This window comes from Moritella sp., assembly GCF_033791185.1.
Taxonomy (GTDB): Bacteria; Pseudomonadota; Gammaproteobacteria; order Enterobacterales; family Moritellaceae; genus Moritella.
In genome coordinates this window covers 1-17,218 of record NZ_JASJHF010000028.1, presented here as the reverse complement: position 1 = coordinate 17,218, position 17,218 = coordinate 1, and the positions used below count along the sequence as shown (strand labels likewise).

The window sequence follows — 17,218 nt, the reverse complement described above, 5'->3', positions numbered from 1 at the left end:
AGCGTCAGCTACAGCTACAACTTCAGCAACTGGTGCAGCAGCACCAGCTTCAGCAGCGAAGATAAAGATTAATGAACCAGTTTTAACACTGTCACCAACGTTTACACGAATTTCTTGTACTACACCAGCTTGTGGCGCTGGAACTTCCATAGACGCTTTGTCACCCTCAACAGCAAGCAAAGTATCTTCTTCTGCAACTGTATCGCCGATTTGAACGGAAATCTCAGTTACTTCTACTTCATCATCACCAATGTCTGGAACGAAAATTTCAATACTCATTTTTTATACCTTATGCGTATAGAGGGTTTAATTTATCAGCGTCGATGTTATATTTTGCAATTGCATCAACAACAACTTGATTTTCTAGCTCGCCTTTCTTAACTAATTCAGATAATGCAGCAACAACTACGTATTGCGCGTTAACTTCGAAATGACGACGTAAGTTTGCACGGCTGTCTGAACGACCAAAACCGTCTGTACCAAGCACTTTGTATGAAGTCGGCACGTATGCACGCGCTTGTTCAGCATAGTTTTTGATATAATCTGTCGCGGCAATAGCAGGTGCATCACTCATTAATGTAGTGATGTACGGTACTTTTTGCTCAGCTTCAGGGTGTAGCATGTTGTAACGTTCAACGTCTTGACCATCACGTGCAATTTCATTGAATGAAGTTACCGAGAATACGTCAGAACCAATACCATAGTCTTCACTTAAGATACGAGCCGCTTCGCGAACTTGCATCATGATAGTACCTGAACTTAATAATTGTACTTTGGCTTTTTCGCCAGTATAAGTTTCTAACTTATACATACCTTTACGAATGCCAGCTTCAGCACCTTCAGGCATTGCATGGTGAGCATAGTTTTCATTCATCAAGGTGATGTAGTAGAAAACGTTTTCTTGCTCGCCGTACATACGACGTAAACCATCTTGTAATACAACAGCAACTTCATACGCGAATGTTGGGTCATAAGACACACAGTTCGGGATAAGGCCTGCTTGTACTAAGCTGTGACCATCTTCATGTTGAAGACCTTCACCGTTTAGCGTTGTACGACCAGCTGTAGCACCTAATAGGAAACCACGCGCCATTTGATCGCCAGCCATCCATGCAGAGTCACCAATACGTTGGAAACCAAACATTGAATAGTAGATATACAGTGGGATCATAGGTACGTCATTGGTACTGTATGATGTAGCCGCTGCAACCCATGAAGACATCGCACCTAGCTCATTAATACCTTCTTGAAGTACTTGGCCGCTAGTTTCTTCTTTGTAGTAAGAAACGATTTCGCGATCTTGAGGTGTGTATGCTTGACCTTTAGGGTTGTAAATACCAACTTGACGGAATAAACCTTCCATACCAAATGTACGCGCTTCATCGGCGATAATTGGTACGATGTTTTTGCCAACACCTTTATGCTTAAGCAGCACATTTAAGGCACGAACATAAGCCATCGTGGTAGAAATCTCACGCTTTTGCTCACCAAGTAGCACGCTGAAATCTTCAACTGTTGGGATGTCTAGCTTGCCAGAGAATTCAGGTTTACGTTGTGGTAAGTAACCGTTTAATTCTTTACGACGCGCATGCATGTATTCGTGTTCAGGCGTACCTTCTTCGATTTTTACATACGGAAGTTCTAACAATTGATCATCAGATACCGGTACATCGAAACGATCACGGAATTGCTTAAGCGTATCCGATTTCATTTTTTTCACGCCGTGCGCGATGTTTTTACCTTCAGCAGCTTCGCCCATGCCGTAACCTTTTACAGTTTTAGCTAGGATAACAGTAGGCTTGCCAACAGTTGCTTTTGCTTTTGCATATGCTGCGTAAAGCTTGCTTGATGAATGACCGCCACGCTTAAGTGCGTAGATTTCATCATCAGTCATGTCTTTAACTAATTCAGCTGTTTCAGGGTAACGGTTGAAGAAGTGCTCGCGTACGTAAGCGCCGCCTTTAGCTTTCAACGTTTGGTAGTCACCATCAACAGTTTCATTCATTAACTGTAGTAGTTTGCCTGACGTGTCTTTAGCAAGAAGTTCATCCCACTCTTCGCCCCAAACAACTTTAATCACATTCCAACCAGCGCCTTTAAATAAGCTTTCTAGTTCTTGGATGATCTTACCGTTACCCATAACAGGGCCATCTAGACGTTGTAAGTTACAGTTAACAACAAATACTAAGTTGTCTAAACCTTCACGAGCAGCAAATGATAATGCGCCACGTGATTCTGGTTCATCCATTTCGCCATCACCTAGGAAAGCGTATACCGTTTGATCTTCAGTCTGTTTTAGACCACGGCCATCTAGGTATTTCAAGAAACGTGCTTGATAGATAGCTGAGAATGGACCAAGACCCATAGATACTGTAGGGAACTGCCAGTATTCAGGCATCAACTTAGGATGTGGGTATGACGGGATACCTTTACCATCAACTTCTTGACGGAAGTTGTTTAGTTGATCTTCAGTTAAACGACCTTCAACAAATGAACGAGCGTAAATACCAGGAGAAATATGACCTTGGTAATAAACTAAATCGCCACCGTCTTTTTCCGTTGGTGCACGGAAGAAGTGGTTGAAACATACATCGTAAAGTGCAGCAGAAGACTGGAAAGATGCCATGTGGCCACCTAACTCTAAGTCTTTCTTAGATGCACGTAGTACGATCATTAAAGCATTCCAGCGGATAATCGAACGAATACGACGCTCTAGTTTCTCGTCACCTGGGTATACAGGTTGGTCTTCAGTACGGATAGTATTAATGTAATCCGTAGTGATGCCGCCTTTACCTAGTGCAACGCCGTCTTGATGTGCTTTTGCAATTACTTTTTCTAATAAATACTGCGCACGTTCAAGACCTTCTTCACGAATTACAGATTCGATTGATTCTAGCCATTCGGTAGTTTCGATTGGGTCTACATCATGCTTTAAGATGTCTGACATATGAGATTCCTTACTAATTAGATCTCTACAACATTAAAGAAATATTCTTAAGCATGTTTATGTTTAAGAATATTCATTAGTAACACTATTTAGCTTGTTTTATACGGCGTGACGCACGATTAATGCGGCTATCTTCACGCCCAATATCTAGCAATGCTTGCTCTATATAAGCCAGATGGGCATGACATGCTTCTCTGGCTGCTTCTGGTTGTCGGTTAAGAATTGCATTAAGCATATCACCACGGTGTTGGCTAATTTGTTCAACCACACCTTGACGCTTTTCCAACAGCCTAAAATTTTGGCAGATGTTATCTTCTAGCAGGGGATTTAAACCACGCAAAAGATGTAACAACACAATATTATGTGATGCTGCAGTGACCGCAATATTAAACGCACTGACGGCTTGTGCTTGCAGCTTCGGATCACGTTCTAATTTAGATGCTGTTACCGCATCAAGCGCAACGCGTAATTGCTGAAAGTCGGTTTCAGTACCACGCAACGCGGCGTAATAAGCAGAAATGCCTTCTAAGGCATGCCGAAATTCAAGCAGATCTAATTGCGCTTCAGGATGCGTTGTCAATAATTGAAACAGCGGTTCCATCAGTGTTTGGTCCATGACCTTTTTCACCCATGTGCCACGTCCTTGACGACGTTCCAATAGACCTTTGCTTTCCAAACGTAAAATCGCATCACGTACAGTTGGGCGAGAAACCTCAAGCTGCAGGGCTAAATCACGTTCTGAAGGTAAGCGCTGGCCAGACTCTAAGCTACCTTCTAAAATCATTTGCTCTAGCTGCTCTGCAATTGCATCAGAAAGCTTCGGCGGCTGAATTTTTCGATAGACCATTATGAACCTCAAAACAACCAGTGGTAAATTGGTAAGACCAATTTAATGTAAAGTCATAACAATTTACCAAAACTACGTTCGATTGTCATTAAAAATAGACATTTTTGTTCATTTTTATAGTGTCTAAATCAAAGTAGACAGCGTAAATCAATCTAAATAAACGGATAAACCAAGCATAAAAATAAGGTCGCGGCTACTTAATCTGCATGAACGGTCAAAAAAATAGAATGAAACACTAACAAACTACCCCCAAAGTGATAACAGATACACATTGGTCTTACCACTCAATGGTAAATTAAAGTATGAAAACGCCTGCGTCATGACAACGAGGCGTTTTCGATAATTAGCTCAATGAGTGGTTATTAAATAGCGATTAAATGACCATTAAATAATAGTACCGTTAATGGTAAGGAGGGAAATTATTGTCACAAAGAAGATAATATTGCGTTTAGCTAACTGTACTAAGTAGCAGGTATAGTCATAACATTCATTACTTTTCACGTTGCCTTTACTCGCCAAATAAACCACTTTACCGAGTAAATCAGATTCAGGGGTCGATACATCACGCCAGCTGCGTAGACTCTGCGGTAACGCCGCTTGTTCTTCTGCTACCAGTGCATAACCTAGCATCGTTAAACGTGCAGGCAACCAGTCAACAATGCGCATAACACGATGAATACCGCTTCGATTAAGTAGCTGACTATGATGCTGTATCACATATTTATGATAACTTCGCGCCACCACGTACATCGTTAAACCAACCGGCCCTGCCAGTACAAAGTAAAAAATCACCGCAAAATAAAATCGGTAGTTGATCCAGACTAACTGCTGAGCCACAGCTTGAGTCAGTAATGTTGCACAAAAACGTTCACTGTTTACATCTAAACATTCCGCATACATGCCTTTAGCTTCAAGATCATTACGACTTAATGCTTTTAAATACTGGCGGTAATCACGGCGATAATCACTGCCACCAAAACTCATTAATAATAATAGCAACCAAGCTATTACCGTAAACACACCATAATATAAACCGGAAATAGACGCTAATAAGCTATACATAAGGATTGTCGGCACAGCGATGATCACCAAGGTCCCAAATACGCCACTATTAATAAATGAAGGTAGTAAGGGGTAAAGATAACGTTGTAATACATTATCCAATTGCAATTTACCACTCAGATGAACAACCCGTTCAATGAGTAGTGCCAGCAGCAAAGATATTAAAGCCATATTAATTGTCCTTCAAATTTAAACATGCAAAATAATACGACCAGTCGAAATGTGGACCGGGATCATCTTTACGCACAGGGGCTATATCACTATGGCCAGTAATACGATCTTGGGTAATTAAAGGGTAACACTGTTGAACTTGCTTAGTCACCGCCACTAAGCATTGATACTGCGCCGATGTATAAGCATGGTTAACATCCCCTTCCAGCTCAATACCAATCGAAAAATCATTACATCGAGATTTACCAGAAAACTCAGATAACCCCGCATGCCAAGCGCGTTTGTCCAAAGGTACAAATTGAATTAATTGACCATCACGTTTAATGTATAAATGTGCGGAGACCCGTACCGACTCTAATCTCTGGAAATAAGGATGCAAACTGCAATCGAGTTTTCCCCGAAAAAAATCTTCGACATAATCACCGCCGTATTGCTCTGGTGGTAAACTGATACAATGAATGACCAGTAAATCAATATCAATGTCTGCAGGGCGTTCATCAAAATGTGGCGATGGCAAAAAATCTGCACTTGCCAATAAACCGGGACTTACTTGCCTATCTACCACTGTATTCTTACCTTCTGACTATAATCAAATTTGCTGCGATACTAGATCACGGCTAACAATTACGCCACTTTACAATGATATCGTTAGCAATAACATAGCATAATCAGTAAAATGCGAAGCCAATAAAGTAACCCGTTTATAATGGAGAAAGAGAATGGATGGAAATCAAAAAATCGCCAAAGCCATGACCTATATCGCCTGGATAAGTGGGTTGGTCGTGATGACCCTATTCTTTAATGCTTATTTATCGAACCAACAAAACCCCAATAGTGACCCAGATAGTTACCAACAAAATGGCAATGCAGTCGTAATGCTGCAACAAAATCGTGCTGGGCACTATGTTACTAATGGTTATATAAATGGTTATCAGGTAAAATTTTTACTCGATACTGGCGCGACGCAGGTTTCGATACCAGCAACAGTTGCCGAACAGATCGGGCTAAACGCCGGTTATAGCCAATCAGTAAACACTGCCAATGGCGTCATTGAAGTCTTTTCAACTCGTCTGGATAGCTTATCCGTTGGGGAACTGACGCTTTACGACCTCAGTGCGAATATTAATCCCTACATGCAAGGTGATACTATTCTGCTCGGTATGAATGCATTGAAACAAGTTAAATTAGTCCAGCAAGGCAAAACCCTCACGTTAAGTGAATATTAGTTTTTAATCGACCTAGGAATTATTATGTTACAACAAGAAATACGCCGCGCAGTAAGCACTGCATTAGCTGAAGACCTTGGTGGTCAAGGTGTGGCAGAAGGTGATATCACGGCAAACTTAATCGCAGCAGAAACACAAGCTAAAGCCAAAGTGATCAGCCGTGAGCAAGCGGTATTTTGTGGTAAAGCCTGGGTTGATGAAGTATTCCACCAGCTTGGTGATACGGTAACCGTTACTTGGTTTGTTGCAGACGGTGATTTAGTCGCTGCCGATCAAACATTATTTACCTTAGAGGGTCCTGCGCGCACGTTATTAACTGGCGAACGTAATGCATTGAACTTCGTGCAAACACTCTCTGGCGTAGCAACGTTAACCAAAGAGTATGTAGACCAGTTAACGGGAACCAAATGTCAATTACTTGATACCCGTAAAACTATCCCAGGTCTGCGCTTTGCACAAAAGTATGCAGTCACCTGTGGTGGCGGTAAAAACCACCGTATCGGGCTGTTTGATGCTTACCTGATCAAAGAAAACCATATTATGGCTTGTGGTGGCATTGAAAATGCAATTTCAAAAGCAAAACAGCTACAACCAGGCAAACCTGTTGAAGTTGAAACTGAAAGCCTAGCAGAATTGAAACAAGCATTAGATGCGGGGGCTGATATCGTCATGTTAGATAACTTTGATATTCCAATGATGCGCGCTGCGGTTGAATTAAACCAAGGCAAAGCAAAATTAGAAGTATCGGGTAATGTAACCATAGCTACACTAGCCAGTTTCGCCGCAACGGGTGTCGATTTTATCTCGGTAGGTGCATTAACTAAACATGTACAAGCGACCGACCTGTCGATGCGCTTTATTAAGTAGTACAAACATACAAAGCATTACCATTAATACGGTAGTGCTTTTTACATCTAAAGCAAATAACTGCAAATAATATTAATACCTACTTCCTATCTGCTATTCAGTCATTCATCTAGAAATAGCTTCCTAATTACCGCATTTACACTTCAAAACCTTCCGCTAAATAAAATTTTATCTTAATAAATCAAACAATAATAGAGGCTCGTTGTACTATAACTTGAACTTGATCGTCAAACTTTTGTATACAAAATGTTAAATAAAAGTTTAAATAAACTCAACTCATCAGATGTCTCATACCATTTGATGACTTGTGATGAGTAAAGGACTATTTGGTAATTTTTATAAGGATATAAAAAATGAGAATACAACAGAAAGCACAACAACAAGGTTTTACGCTAATAGAATTGATGATCGTCGTTGCCATTGTGGCAATTTTGGCTGGCGTAGGTATGCCAGCCTATCAGAATTACACAAAACGAGCGCAGTTTACAGAAGTTGTAGCATCAACAGGCCCTCTAAAAACAGGTTTAGAACTGTGTAGCCAAATTAAAAGCCTAACTTTATTTAATACAGACGGCAATGGTTGTGGCGCAGGCAAAGGCGGTGTTCCATCTGTAGGTAGTGGGATCACACTTGGTTTTGCCACAAATGTTGCAACGATTACAGCAAGTAGTGCAGATGCTACTTATATACTAGCAGGAACGATTTCAGCTGGTACTGTAACTTGGTCTCCAAGTGGTACCTGTGTAGACCTAGGCTACTGCTAAGCCCTAATGCAACACAAGCATAACGCTAGCGGCTTGGCGCACAGCCTAGTCGCACATGCATACCTCGCGGTAGAAGAGATCCCCTCCCTGCTACAAAGCGCTAAACTGGAAGGTAAAGCCTTCACGAGCCTGCTCGTCGACAGTAATATCATCGACAGTCAGGTATTGGCAAAATTACTCGAGCGTGAATACAGTGTTCCCTTGCTTGATTTAGATAGCTTCAAACTCGAAGAGATCCCCGCTAATCTGCTCAATGAAAGATTAATAGAAAAACACCATGCCTTACCCATCTATGTGCAAGGGCAAACCTTATATCTGGCGATGTCAGACCCAACCAATGTCACTGCATTAGAAGAGTTTTCTTTTAGTTTCAGTCTGCATACCGAAGTATTGTTAGTTGATGAACTGCAATTACAAAAAGCCTTAGAAGTAGTACTCGAAAATGACATCGATGCGCTAGGCGATCTCAGTGATAGCGACATTGGGGATTTAGAAGTCGATGATGTTGAATCACGCTTAGAGCAAGAAAATAAAGACGGCGCTGATGATGCGCCGATTGTTAAATTCGTCAATAAAATTCTGTTAGATGCGATCAAAAAAGGTGCCTCTGATATTCATTTCGAACCTTATGAATTTAAATACCGGGTGCGCTTTCGGATCGATGGTATCTTACATGAAATGGTATCGCCTCCAGTTAATTTAGCCATGCGTTTTGCTGCACGTTTAAAAGTCATGGCCAAACTAGATATTGCCGAACGCCGCGTACCACAAGATGGCCGTATTAAATTAAAGTTATCGAAAAACAAATCCATCGACCTGCGTGTTAGCACCCTACCCACCATGTGGGGTGAAAAAGTCGTCATGCGGATCTTAGATTCTAATCAAGCCAGTTTAAATATCGATAATCTTGGTTATGACCAACAGCAAAAAGCACTCTATCTTGCAGCATTACAAAAACCACAAGGCATGATCTTGGTCACCGGACCGACTGGCAGTGGCAAAACCGTGTCTCTATACAGCGGCTTAAATATTCTCAATACCGTTGAACGCAACCTATCCACAGCCGAAGATCCAATCGAGATCAACCTTACTGGCATCAATCAAGTACAGATCAACCTTAAAGCTGGGCTGACTTTCCCAAGCGCACTACGATCATTTTTACGCCAAGACCCTGATGTGGTAATGGTCGGTGAGATCCGAGATATCGAAACCGCAGAAATCGCGATCAAAGCCGCACAAACAGGTCACTTAGTATTATCAACACTGCATACCAACTCCGCAGCCGAAACCTTAACCCGGTTATCAAACATGGGGGTGCCCGCTTATAATATTGGCTCATCCGTCAGCTTGATCATCGCCCAGCGCCTTGGCCGACGACTCTGTCACGAGTGTAAGCAACCCGAAGAGATCCCCGCAATTGAATTAACAAAACTTGGTTTTAACCAGCAACAAATTAGTCAAGGGATCACCGCCTTTAAAGCCATTGGTTGTAAGCAATGCACCAAAGGTTATAAAGGTCGCGTAGGGATCTACGAAGTGATGCCAATGTCAGAGTCGATCGCACGAATGATCTTAACGGGTGGCAACTCGATGGAGCTCAACGATCAAGCTAAGCAAGAAGGCATGGATACTTTGCGCCAATCGGCGCTGCAAAAAGTTATCGACGGTGTCACCAGTTTGCTTGAAGTGGAACGGATCACCAATCATTAATGATCAAGCATAGATATGAATAACATACACGATAAGATCCTTTGTTAAGCAGGATCTTATCGTCAACCATTAGCTAAGGATAGCATCATGGTCGCAGTAACTAAAAAAGCCAGTAATGTCAGTAAACCAACAGTGAGAAAGCGCTACCCCTATAACTGGCAGGGCGTTAACCGCAAAGGCAAAAAAGTCAGCGGTGAAATGCAAGCTGAAAGTATTAGCAACCTTAAAGTGGAACTGCGCCGCCAAGGTATTAATGTCTTAAAAGCCAATCGTAAATCCAGCGGTTTATTTTCCAGCCGTAAAGCTAAAATCAAACCAATGGATATCGCCAGCATTTCTCGCCAGATCTCAACCATGCTCAATGCTGGCGTACCTTTAGTTCAGAGTCTAGAAATTATCGCCCGTAGTAACGATAATCCTGCGATGCGCTTATTAATTGGCGAAGTCGCAGCAGAAGTTGCTACCGGTACGCCACTGTCTGATGCATTACGTAAACACCCACTTTACTTTGATGACTTATATTGCGATCTGATTAGTGCCGGTGAACAATCTGGTTCACTAGACACTATCTATGATCGCATCGCCACCTATAAAGAAAAAGCCGAGGCGCTTAAATCAAAAATCAAAAAAGCCATGTTATACCCAATCATGGTGGTAGCGGTGGCAATGATAGTGACCTTAATTCTATTACTGTATGTCATTCCACAGTTCAAAGAGATCTTTGCCAGTTTTGGTGCTCAATTACCGCCTTTTACACTCTTTGTACTATCTATCTCTGATTTTGTTAGCCAATTCTGGTATCTGGTTACTGGGGTATTATTTGGTATTCCCGTTGCCTATTTCAAAGCCAATCAACGTTCGATTAAAGTCAAACATATCACCGAACGTAGTATTCTTAAGATCCCTGCGATTGGGCAAATTATGCACAAAGGGGCGATGGCACGTTTTGCTAGAACCTTATCCACCACCTTTGCTGCTGGTATTCCGCTGGTTGATTCTTTAACCTCTGCGGCAGGGGCATCAGGTAACATTGTTTATAAAAATGCGGTGATGGAAATACGTAATGAGGTGATAGCAGGACTACAAATGCACGTTGCCATGCGCTCGACCAATTTATTCCCCGATATGGTCACCCAGATGGTGATGATAGGTGAAGAGTCTGGTTCACTCGATGATATGTTAGCAAAAGTTGCCCACATTTATGAGCAACAAGTAGATGATGCGGTTGATGGCTTAACCAGTTTAATCGAACCGATGATCATGGTGGTACTCGGCGTGGTGATTGGTGGCCTGGTAATTGCGATGTATTTACCTATTTTTGAAATGGGCAGCATCATGTAATCAAGATAACGCCTGAATAGCACACCGATTAGGTAACCTTTAACAGCTTTTCTGGAATGGGTTTGCTATCATCCTATTTCACCTAACATTTCTCTATCACTTGATCCGGTACAGGTAATTTACATGCAAGACTTAGCGCTTCTTTTTCAACTCACTCCTTGGCTATTATGGTTATCCGTTGCCCTTCTCGGTTTGTTAGTGGGTAGCTTTTTAAATGTAGTCATTTATCGCTTACCAATTATGATGGAAAGTGAGTGGAAACAAGAGTGCACAGTTTATTTTAGCGATGAATGCAGCACAGAAGAGTCTGCGCCAGAACCTGCTAAATTTAATTTATTGTTACCACGATCTGCTTGCCCTAAGTGTGGTCATCAAATTACTGCATTAGAAAACATCCCAGTGTTCAGCTGGCTTATGCTAAAAGGTAAATGTAGTAGTTGTGCCAATCCAATCTCAGCCCGCTATCCAAGTATTGAATTATTAACAGGTTTATTATCGCTCGTGGTGGCCTTGTACATCCCCTATGGCATTCAATTAGCTGGCGCATTGATCTTGACGTGGAGCTTAGTAGCACTGACCTTTATCGATATTGATAAAATGTTATTACCCGATCAAATAACACTGCCACTGGTCTGGTTAGGGTTATTACTAAACGTCAATTACGCTTGGGTAACACCGTCCGATGCCATCATTGGCGCGATTGTTGGTTATCTATCACTGTGGTCTGTGTATTGGGGCTTTAAGTTATTAACCGGCAAAGAAGGCATGGGTTATGGTGATTTTAAATTATTAGCTGCGTTTGGAGCCTGGTTCGGCTGGCAATCGATTTTAGCCATCGTGCTGTTATCTTCTTTTGCAGGTGCGGTTATCGGTATTAGCCAAATTTTGTTAAAGAAACATACCCAAGGCAACCCGATACCGTTTGGTCCTTACCTAGCGATTGCAGGTTGGTTATACCTTATTTGGGGCGATCGATTAGTTGATTTCTATCTAGTTAACTTTATTTATTAAGGACCGGCCGCTATGTATGTTGTAGGATTAACTGGTGGTATCGCATCAGGTAAAACCACAGTCGCAGATATTATCGCCGCTAAAGGCATTAATTTAGTTGATGCTGATATTGTCGCTAGAGAAGTAGTGGCAATAGGCAGTGAAGGATTAGCACAGATTCGCGCCCATTTTGGCAAGGATATGTTGCTTGATGATGGCAGTCTAAATCGCGCCTTATTACGTGAAAAAATATTTGCCGATGATGCTGATAAACAATGGTTGAATGATTTATTACACCCGATGATCCGTACTGAACTATTGGCGCAATTGGCGGCGAGTGATTCACCTTACACCTTATTGGTGGTACCGCTATTGGTCGAAAACAACCTCACCACATTATGTGATCACGTGCTGGTCGTTGATGTCGCAGAGCAAGTACAAATACAGCGAACCATGGCGCGTGATAGCGTATCACAGCAGCAAGCTAAGGCGATATTACAAGCGCAAGCCAGCCGTGAGCAACGTCTCGCCGCTGCTGACTCCGTCATTGTAAATAACGATCGTCAACAACTTAGCCATGATGCCGCTATTTTGCATCAGAAATTTCTTGAATTGGCGACAATAGCCATGGCAGACTAACCACTTTAAAGCACCATTTATTTAGGAAATTATCATGCAAGTAAATTGCCCAACCTGTCAAAAGCCTGTTGAATGGCTCGCAACTAATGAATTTCGCCCGTTTTGCAGTGACCGTTGCAAACTGATTGATCTTGGCGAATGGGCAAGTGAAGAGCGCGCGATTCCCGGTGAAGATGTAGCACCACAAGAATTACAGCCTAAAGGTTACGAATTCGATTAACTGCGTTATAACGCTAAATGGCTCAGGCAAACTGAGCCATTAACAACTCCACAATCACCTGATTCGCCGCAGGAAAAGTATAATTCGCTAAGTCCTTAATATTCACCCATGCCGTTTGTTGCCCTTCTAGTCCTTCACCACACCCAGCAAAACGATCGACCAAATAGAAATCCAATTGCACCACTTTATCGCCATAATCAAATTCTAACTGATAAAATGCTTGGGCATTGAGTACCTCAAGATTAACTTCCTCTTTCAGCTCTCTGGTTAACGCCTCTAGCGCCGATTCTCCCGATTCCACCTTACCACCCGGAAACTCCCATTTATCGCCTTGATGCTGCTGTGAGCTACGTTTACTGAGGAAGACTTGCTGATCACGAACAATAATACCGGCAGCGACATGAACGACTTTCATTGTAATTTTCTCTTGTTGATAATACTGACAAATAATAGTTAACAAAAAGCGCTAAAACATTGCTGTTTTAGCGCTTTCATCTCAATCAATAACAGTCGGTAAATAACACCTATTTATTGCGATGCAATAAACGAATGTTATTAGCTTAATTTACCATGACACTGTTTGAACTTAGCACCTGAACCACAAGGACATGGATCATTACGACCTACTTTCTGAACTTGACGTACAAATGTTTCCGATTCAGCTTCTGCCGAGCTATCAGCAAGCTGATTTTCAGCCGTGGCATGGCTCATGCTTTGCGGCAAAGATTCACTACGACGACGTTGGGCTTCAACCGCTTCTACATCTTCAGGTGCTTGTACTTGTACTTTAGAAATAACGCCAACCACATCTGATTTTAGGTTCTCTAGCATTTCAGTGAACAGTTCAAACGACTCTCGCTTGTATTCTTGTTTCGGGTTTTTCTGTGCATAACCACGTAAATGAATACCTTGACGTAAATGGTCCATCGCAGCTAAATGCTCTTTCCATAAACCATCCAGAGTTTGTAGCATTACCGCTTTTTCAAACTGACGAATAACTTGCGCACCCACAGCGTCTTCTTTTGCTGTGTAAGCTTCTTTAGCAGCAATCATGATACGTTCACGAATTTTCTCTTCGTATAACTTAGTATCATCGTCTAACCACTGCTGGATTGGTAACTCAAGCATGAAATCAGCACGTAAACGATTTTCTAGGCCTGAGATATCCCACATTTCATGTAATGATTGTGGTGGAATGTAAGCATCCAATATCGCATTGATCACGTCTTCACGGATCGCAACCATCGTTTCGCTAATATCTTCCGCTTCCATTAACTCATTACGTTGCTCATAAACTACTTTACGTTGGTCATTAGCTACGTCATCGAATTCAAGTAACGATTTACGAATATCAAAGTTACGCCCTTCAACTTTACGTTGGGCATTTTCGATCGCGCGCGTTACCCACTTATGCTCAATCGCTTCACCTTCTTCCATGCCCAATTTCTTCATCATGCCAGTGATACGGTCTGATGTGAAAATACGCATTAGCGGATCGGCCATGGATAAGTAGAAACGTGTTGAACCGGCATCCCCCTGACGACCAGAACGACCACGTAATTGGTTATCAATACGACGAGACTCATGACGTTCTGTACCGATGATATGTAAACCACCTGCAGTCAGCACTGTATCGTGGCGTACTTGCCATTGTTCTTTAATATGTTTAATTTGCGCTTCAGTTGGCTTCTTCAGTTTATCAACTTCAGTCTGCCAATTACCACCCAATACAATATCTGTACCACGACCGGCCATGTTAGTTGCAATCGTAACAGCACCAGAGCGACCCGCATCAGCAACAATTTCAGCTTCACGTTCGTGGAACTTAGCATTCAATACGTTGTGTTTGATCTTATCTTTCTTCAATAAATTAGAAAGTAGTTCTGAGCTCTCAATCGAGACTGTACCAACCAATACTGGCTGCTGTCTTTTCACACAATCTTTAATATCTTCAATGATCGCCACATGCTTTTCAGCAGCCGTCAGGTAAACCAGATCACCAAAGTCTTTACGTGTCATTGGCTTATTGGTCGGTAATACCACCGTTTCTAGGTTATAGATAGATTGGAATTCGAAGGCTTCAGTATCTGCCGTACCTGTCATGCCAGACAGTTTTTCATACATACGGAAGTAATTCTGGAATGTAATTGAGGCTAATGTTTGGTTTTCATTTTGAATCTTCACACCTTCACGCGCTTCTACCGCTTGATGTAAACCTTCAGACCAACGACGACCCGGCATAGTACGGCCGGTATGTTCGTCGACAATAACAATCTCACCTTCGTCACTGACAATATAATCAACGTCTTTTTCAAATAACGTATGCGCACGTAATGCGGCATTGATGTGATGTAATAATGAAATATTACCGGCTGAGAATAAAGAATCGTCTGCGCTTAATAAACCACGCTCTTTGAGCATTTCTTCAACTTTAATTTGACCATTTTCAGTCAGCAATACTTGCTTGTTCTTTTCGTCAATCGTGTAATGACCGTCACCCGTATATTCTTCGGTGTCTTCTTGATCTTGCTTTTCAAGCAATGGAATGACGGTATTAATTTTAATGTATAGCTCAGAGCTATCATCAGCCGGACCAGAAATAATCAGCGGAGTACGCGCTTCATCGATTAAGATTGAATCCACTTCATCGATTACGGCATAGTATAACGGACGCATTACTCGCTGTTGTGGTTCAAACGCCATGTTGTCACGCAGGTAATCAAAACCAAATTCATTATTGGTACCGTAGGTAATATCGGCGGCATACGCTTCACGTTTAGCCATGTTATCCATACCAGAAACGTTTAAGCCAACAGTCAAACCTAAGAATTCAAATAGTTCACGATTCCATTCCGCATCACGTGCAGCAAGATAATCATTCACGGTAATAATATGTACGCCTTTACCTGTTAATGCATTGAGATATGCAGGTAATGTAGCGGTCAGTGTTTTACCTTCACCGGTGCGCATTTCCGCGATTTGGTTATTATTTAAAACCATACCACCAAGTAGCTGTACATCGAAGTGGCGCATGCCGAATACACGTTTAGAGCCTTCACGAACAACCGCAAAAGCTTCAGCTAAAATGCTATCAAGAGATTCGCCAGCAGCTACCCGTTGTTGGAAATCAACGGTTTTTGCTTTTAGCTCGTCATCAGATAAGACCTCAAAGTCGACTTCTAATTGATTAACTTGTTGTACAACTTTATGCAATTTTTTTAAAATGCGGTCATTGCGGCTACCGACTATTTTTGTAATTATATTAGTTAACATTTTATGACCAAAAGTTATTGTGAATCTAATTTGAATTTAAAGCATTTTAGCGATAAACGTAGCGTTTAGGATCGACTTGTCGTCCTGATTTTAGCACTTCATAATGTACATGGGGACCAGTTGAGCGCCCTGTACTCCCCATAATAGCAATCGTTTGTCCTTTACCTACAACATCACCTTCTTTAGCAATCAGTTCTTTAGCATGCGCATAACGCGACGACAGCCCATTTCCATGGTTAATTTCAATTAATAAACCATAACCAGAGCGTCTTCCAGACCATGTTACAACACCGGCGCCCGTTGCGATAATATCCATACCATTGTCACCAGCGAAATCAACGCCTTTATGCATCCTCGCGCGTCCAGTAAAAGGGTCTTTACGCACCCCGTAAGGAGACGATAACCAAGAACCACGTTGAATAACAGGACGCCCAGATAACACTGCCTCATCTGTTATATTGTGATTCAATAGCATAGTTTCAAGTAGTGAAAGCTGTTGCGAGCGATTATTTACTTCTAAAGACAATAAATCCATCTCTTCAAGCAAGGTTTGTAAATCAACAGCATAACTTGTATCGGTATCAATAGGACCACCCATTGCCGGCTTTTCTGCGAAGTTAAATTCACCACGGGTTAAGCTAGCACTCTTTGCAAGTTCGTCACTGAGCAAGCTCAAGCGATTGACTTCTGCTTGCATCATGCCAACTTTACTCGCAAAGACGGAGACTTTCAAATCCGTTTCTTGACGTAGCGCAAGAACTTGATCGGCTTGTTGTTGATATTTTAGCTGCGTTTTGGCAATCTTCAGTTGAATTGCTTGAGAAGAGTAGTTTGAATAGAGAAACCAAGAAGACGCAATCGAAATGGCGATAACAGCTATTAGTGAAAATATGAAGAAGTAGAGATTAAATAATTTAGAATAGCTGTGTTTGCTATTCGAGTAAGTAACTGTAACGCTCATAATCTTTTTTTAACTGATGAATTTGTGACACTAAATATAAACAATTTGGTGCCACAATTCTATCTGTATTTATCTCAGCGCGCAGTAACAGCGTCAGAACCGAGACAATAAACTTATTTGGTTAGATTATAACGCCAGTTCTAGATTAGCTTCTAACCAACGAATAGGCGCATCTTGCGTTTCATCAATGGTGGTAAATT

The 17,218-nt window shown here is 41.8% G+C and carries 16 protein-coding genes; 8 read left to right on the top strand and 8 right to left on the bottom strand.

The window, feature by feature from the left end:
- The 5 genes from QNK26_RS02060 to ampD form a co-directional block, all read right to left on the bottom strand.
- On the bottom strand, window positions 1–279 hold a 279-nt coding region (locus tag QNK26_RS02060; protein WP_319220600.1), incomplete at its 3' end, for a biotin/lipoyl-containing protein.
- Window positions 280–289: 10 nt separating this feature from the next.
- Window positions 290–2,947, bottom strand: coding sequence for a pyruvate dehydrogenase (acetyl-transferring), homodimeric type (aceE, locus tag QNK26_RS02055; protein ID WP_319220599.1), 2,658 nt, complete (start codon window positions 2,945–2,947; stop codon window positions 290–292).
- A gap of 85 nt (window positions 2,948–3,032) precedes the next feature.
- A complete protein-coding gene (pdhR, locus tag QNK26_RS02050) occupies window positions 3,033–3,794 on the bottom strand; it encodes a pyruvate dehydrogenase complex transcriptional repressor PdhR (protein WP_319220598.1) in 762 nt (253 codons plus the stop codon).
- 384 nt (window positions 3,795–4,178) lie between these two features.
- The gene (gene ampE / locus QNK26_RS02045) at window positions 4,179–5,027 is read right to left on the bottom strand and encodes a regulatory signaling modulator protein AmpE (RefSeq protein ID WP_319220597.1); all 849 of its coding nucleotides are present in this window, start codon (window positions 5,025–5,027) and stop codon (window positions 4,179–4,181) included.
- Between the two features lies 1 nt (window position 5,028).
- Window positions 5,029–5,592, bottom strand: a complete 564-nt coding sequence (gene ampD, locus QNK26_RS02040) for a 1,6-anhydro-N-acetylmuramyl-L-alanine amidase AmpD (RefSeq protein WP_319220596.1) — start codon at window positions 5,590–5,592, stop codon at window positions 5,029–5,031.
- 154 nt (window positions 5,593–5,746) lie between these two features.
- Here ampD and QNK26_RS02035 point away from each other — a divergent pair, with 154 nt between their 5' ends.
- The 8 genes from QNK26_RS02035 to yacG all read left to right on the top strand — a co-directional run bounded on the left by QNK26_RS02035 (window position 5,747) and on the right by yacG (window position 12,784).
- A complete protein-coding gene (locus QNK26_RS02035) occupies window positions 5,747–6,253 on the top strand; it encodes a retropepsin-like aspartic protease (RefSeq protein WP_319220595.1) in 507 nt (168 codons plus the stop codon).
- A gap of 24 nt (window positions 6,254–6,277) precedes the next feature.
- On the top strand, window positions 6,278–7,120 hold the full coding sequence (nadC, locus tag QNK26_RS02030) for a carboxylating nicotinate-nucleotide diphosphorylase (RefSeq protein WP_319220594.1): 843 nt from the start codon (window positions 6,278–6,280) through the stop codon (window positions 7,118–7,120).
- Between the two features lie 353 nt (window positions 7,121–7,473).
- Window positions 7,474–7,884, top strand: coding sequence for a pilin (locus QNK26_RS02025; RefSeq protein WP_319220593.1), 411 nt, complete (start codon window positions 7,474–7,476; stop codon window positions 7,882–7,884).
- A 6-nt stretch (window positions 7,885–7,890) separates the two neighbouring features.
- Window positions 7,891–9,594 (top strand): type IV-A pilus assembly ATPase PilB, encoded by a 1,704-nt coding sequence (pilB, locus tag QNK26_RS02020; protein ID WP_319220592.1) that lies wholly within the window; start codon window positions 7,891–7,893, stop codon window positions 9,592–9,594.
- A gap of 87 nt (window positions 9,595–9,681) precedes the next feature.
- Window positions 9,682–10,935, top strand: a complete 1,254-nt coding sequence (locus tag QNK26_RS02015; protein WP_319220591.1) for a type II secretion system F family protein — start codon at window positions 9,682–9,684, stop codon at window positions 10,933–10,935.
- Window positions 10,936–11,058: 123 nt separating this feature from the next.
- On the top strand, window positions 11,059–11,946 hold the full coding sequence (locus tag QNK26_RS02010) for an A24 family peptidase (protein ID WP_319220590.1): 888 nt from the start codon (window positions 11,059–11,061) through the stop codon (window positions 11,944–11,946).
- A 12-nt stretch (window positions 11,947–11,958) separates the two neighbouring features.
- Window positions 11,959–12,564, top strand: coding sequence for a dephospho-CoA kinase (gene coaE / locus QNK26_RS02005; RefSeq protein ID WP_319220589.1), 606 nt, complete (start codon window positions 11,959–11,961; stop codon window positions 12,562–12,564).
- A gap of 28 nt (window positions 12,565–12,592) precedes the next feature.
- Window positions 12,593–12,784: a DNA gyrase inhibitor YacG gene (yacG, locus tag QNK26_RS02000; RefSeq protein WP_413816342.1), complete on the top strand. Its 192-nt coding sequence runs from the start codon at window positions 12,593–12,595 to the stop codon at window positions 12,782–12,784.
- 22 nt (window positions 12,785–12,806) lie between these two features.
- On the opposite strand, the gene mutT is transcribed toward yacG, so the two are convergent.
- The 3 genes from mutT to QNK26_RS01985 form a co-directional block, all read right to left on the bottom strand.
- Window positions 12,807–13,199 carry an 8-oxo-dGTP diphosphatase MutT gene (gene mutT / locus QNK26_RS01995; protein ID WP_319220587.1) on the bottom strand — a complete coding sequence of 131 codons (393 nt, stop codon included), beginning with the start codon at window positions 13,197–13,199 and terminating at the stop codon, window positions 12,807–12,809.
- Between the two features lie 140 nt (window positions 13,200–13,339).
- Window positions 13,340–16,057 carry a preprotein translocase subunit SecA gene (gene secA, locus QNK26_RS01990; protein ID WP_319220586.1) on the bottom strand — a complete coding sequence of 906 codons (2,718 nt, stop codon included), beginning with the start codon at window positions 16,055–16,057 and terminating at the stop codon, window positions 13,340–13,342.
- A gap of 46 nt (window positions 16,058–16,103) precedes the next feature.
- Window positions 16,104–17,018 carry a M23 family metallopeptidase gene (locus QNK26_RS01985; protein ID WP_319220585.1) on the bottom strand — a complete coding sequence of 305 codons (915 nt, stop codon included), beginning with the start codon at window positions 17,016–17,018 and terminating at the stop codon, window positions 16,104–16,106.
- Window positions 17,019–17,218 lie beyond the last annotated feature (200 nt).

Excerpts from the sequence above, each read along its gene's own strand:
- secA (WP_319220586.1), bottom strand. The coding sequence starts at position 16,057 with ATGTTAACTAATATAATTACAAAAATAGTCGGTAGCCGCAATGACCGC.
- QNK26_RS02025 (WP_319220593.1), top strand. The coding sequence starts at position 7,474 with ATGAGAATACAACAGAAAGCACAACAACAAGGTTTTACGCTAATAGAA.
- mutT (WP_319220587.1), bottom strand. The coding sequence starts at position 13,199 with ATGAAAGTCGTTCATGTCGCTGCCGGTATTATTGTTCGTGATCAGCAA.
- QNK26_RS02035 (WP_319220595.1), top strand. The coding sequence starts at position 5,747 with ATGGATGGAAATCAAAAAATCGCCAAAGCCATGACCTATATCGCCTGG.
- QNK26_RS02015 (WP_319220591.1), top strand. The coding sequence starts at position 9,682 with ATGGTCGCAGTAACTAAAAAAGCCAGTAATGTCAGTAAACCAACAGTG.
- nadC (WP_319220594.1), top strand. The coding sequence starts at position 6,278 with ATGTTACAACAAGAAATACGCCGCGCAGTAAGCACTGCATTAGCTGAA.
- QNK26_RS02010 (WP_319220590.1), top strand. The coding sequence starts at position 11,059 with ATGCAAGACTTAGCGCTTCTTTTTCAACTCACTCCTTGGCTATTATGG.
- pdhR (WP_319220598.1), bottom strand. The coding sequence starts at position 3,794 with ATGGTCTATCGAAAAATTCAGCCGCCGAAGCTTTCTGATGCAATTGCA.
- coaE (WP_319220589.1), top strand. The coding sequence starts at position 11,959 with ATGTATGTTGTAGGATTAACTGGTGGTATCGCATCAGGTAAAACCACA.
- pilB (WP_319220592.1), top strand. The coding sequence starts at position 7,891 with ATGCAACACAAGCATAACGCTAGCGGCTTGGCGCACAGCCTAGTCGCA.
- QNK26_RS01985 (WP_319220585.1), bottom strand. The coding sequence starts at position 17,018 with ATGAGCGTTACAGTTACTTACTCGAATAGCAAACACAGCTATTCTAAA.
- aceE (WP_319220599.1), bottom strand. The coding sequence starts at position 2,947 with ATGTCAGACATCTTAAAGCATGATGTAGACCCAATCGAAACTACCGAA.
- ampE (WP_319220597.1), bottom strand. The coding sequence starts at position 5,027 with ATGGCTTTAATATCTTTGCTGCTGGCACTACTCATTGAACGGGTTGTT.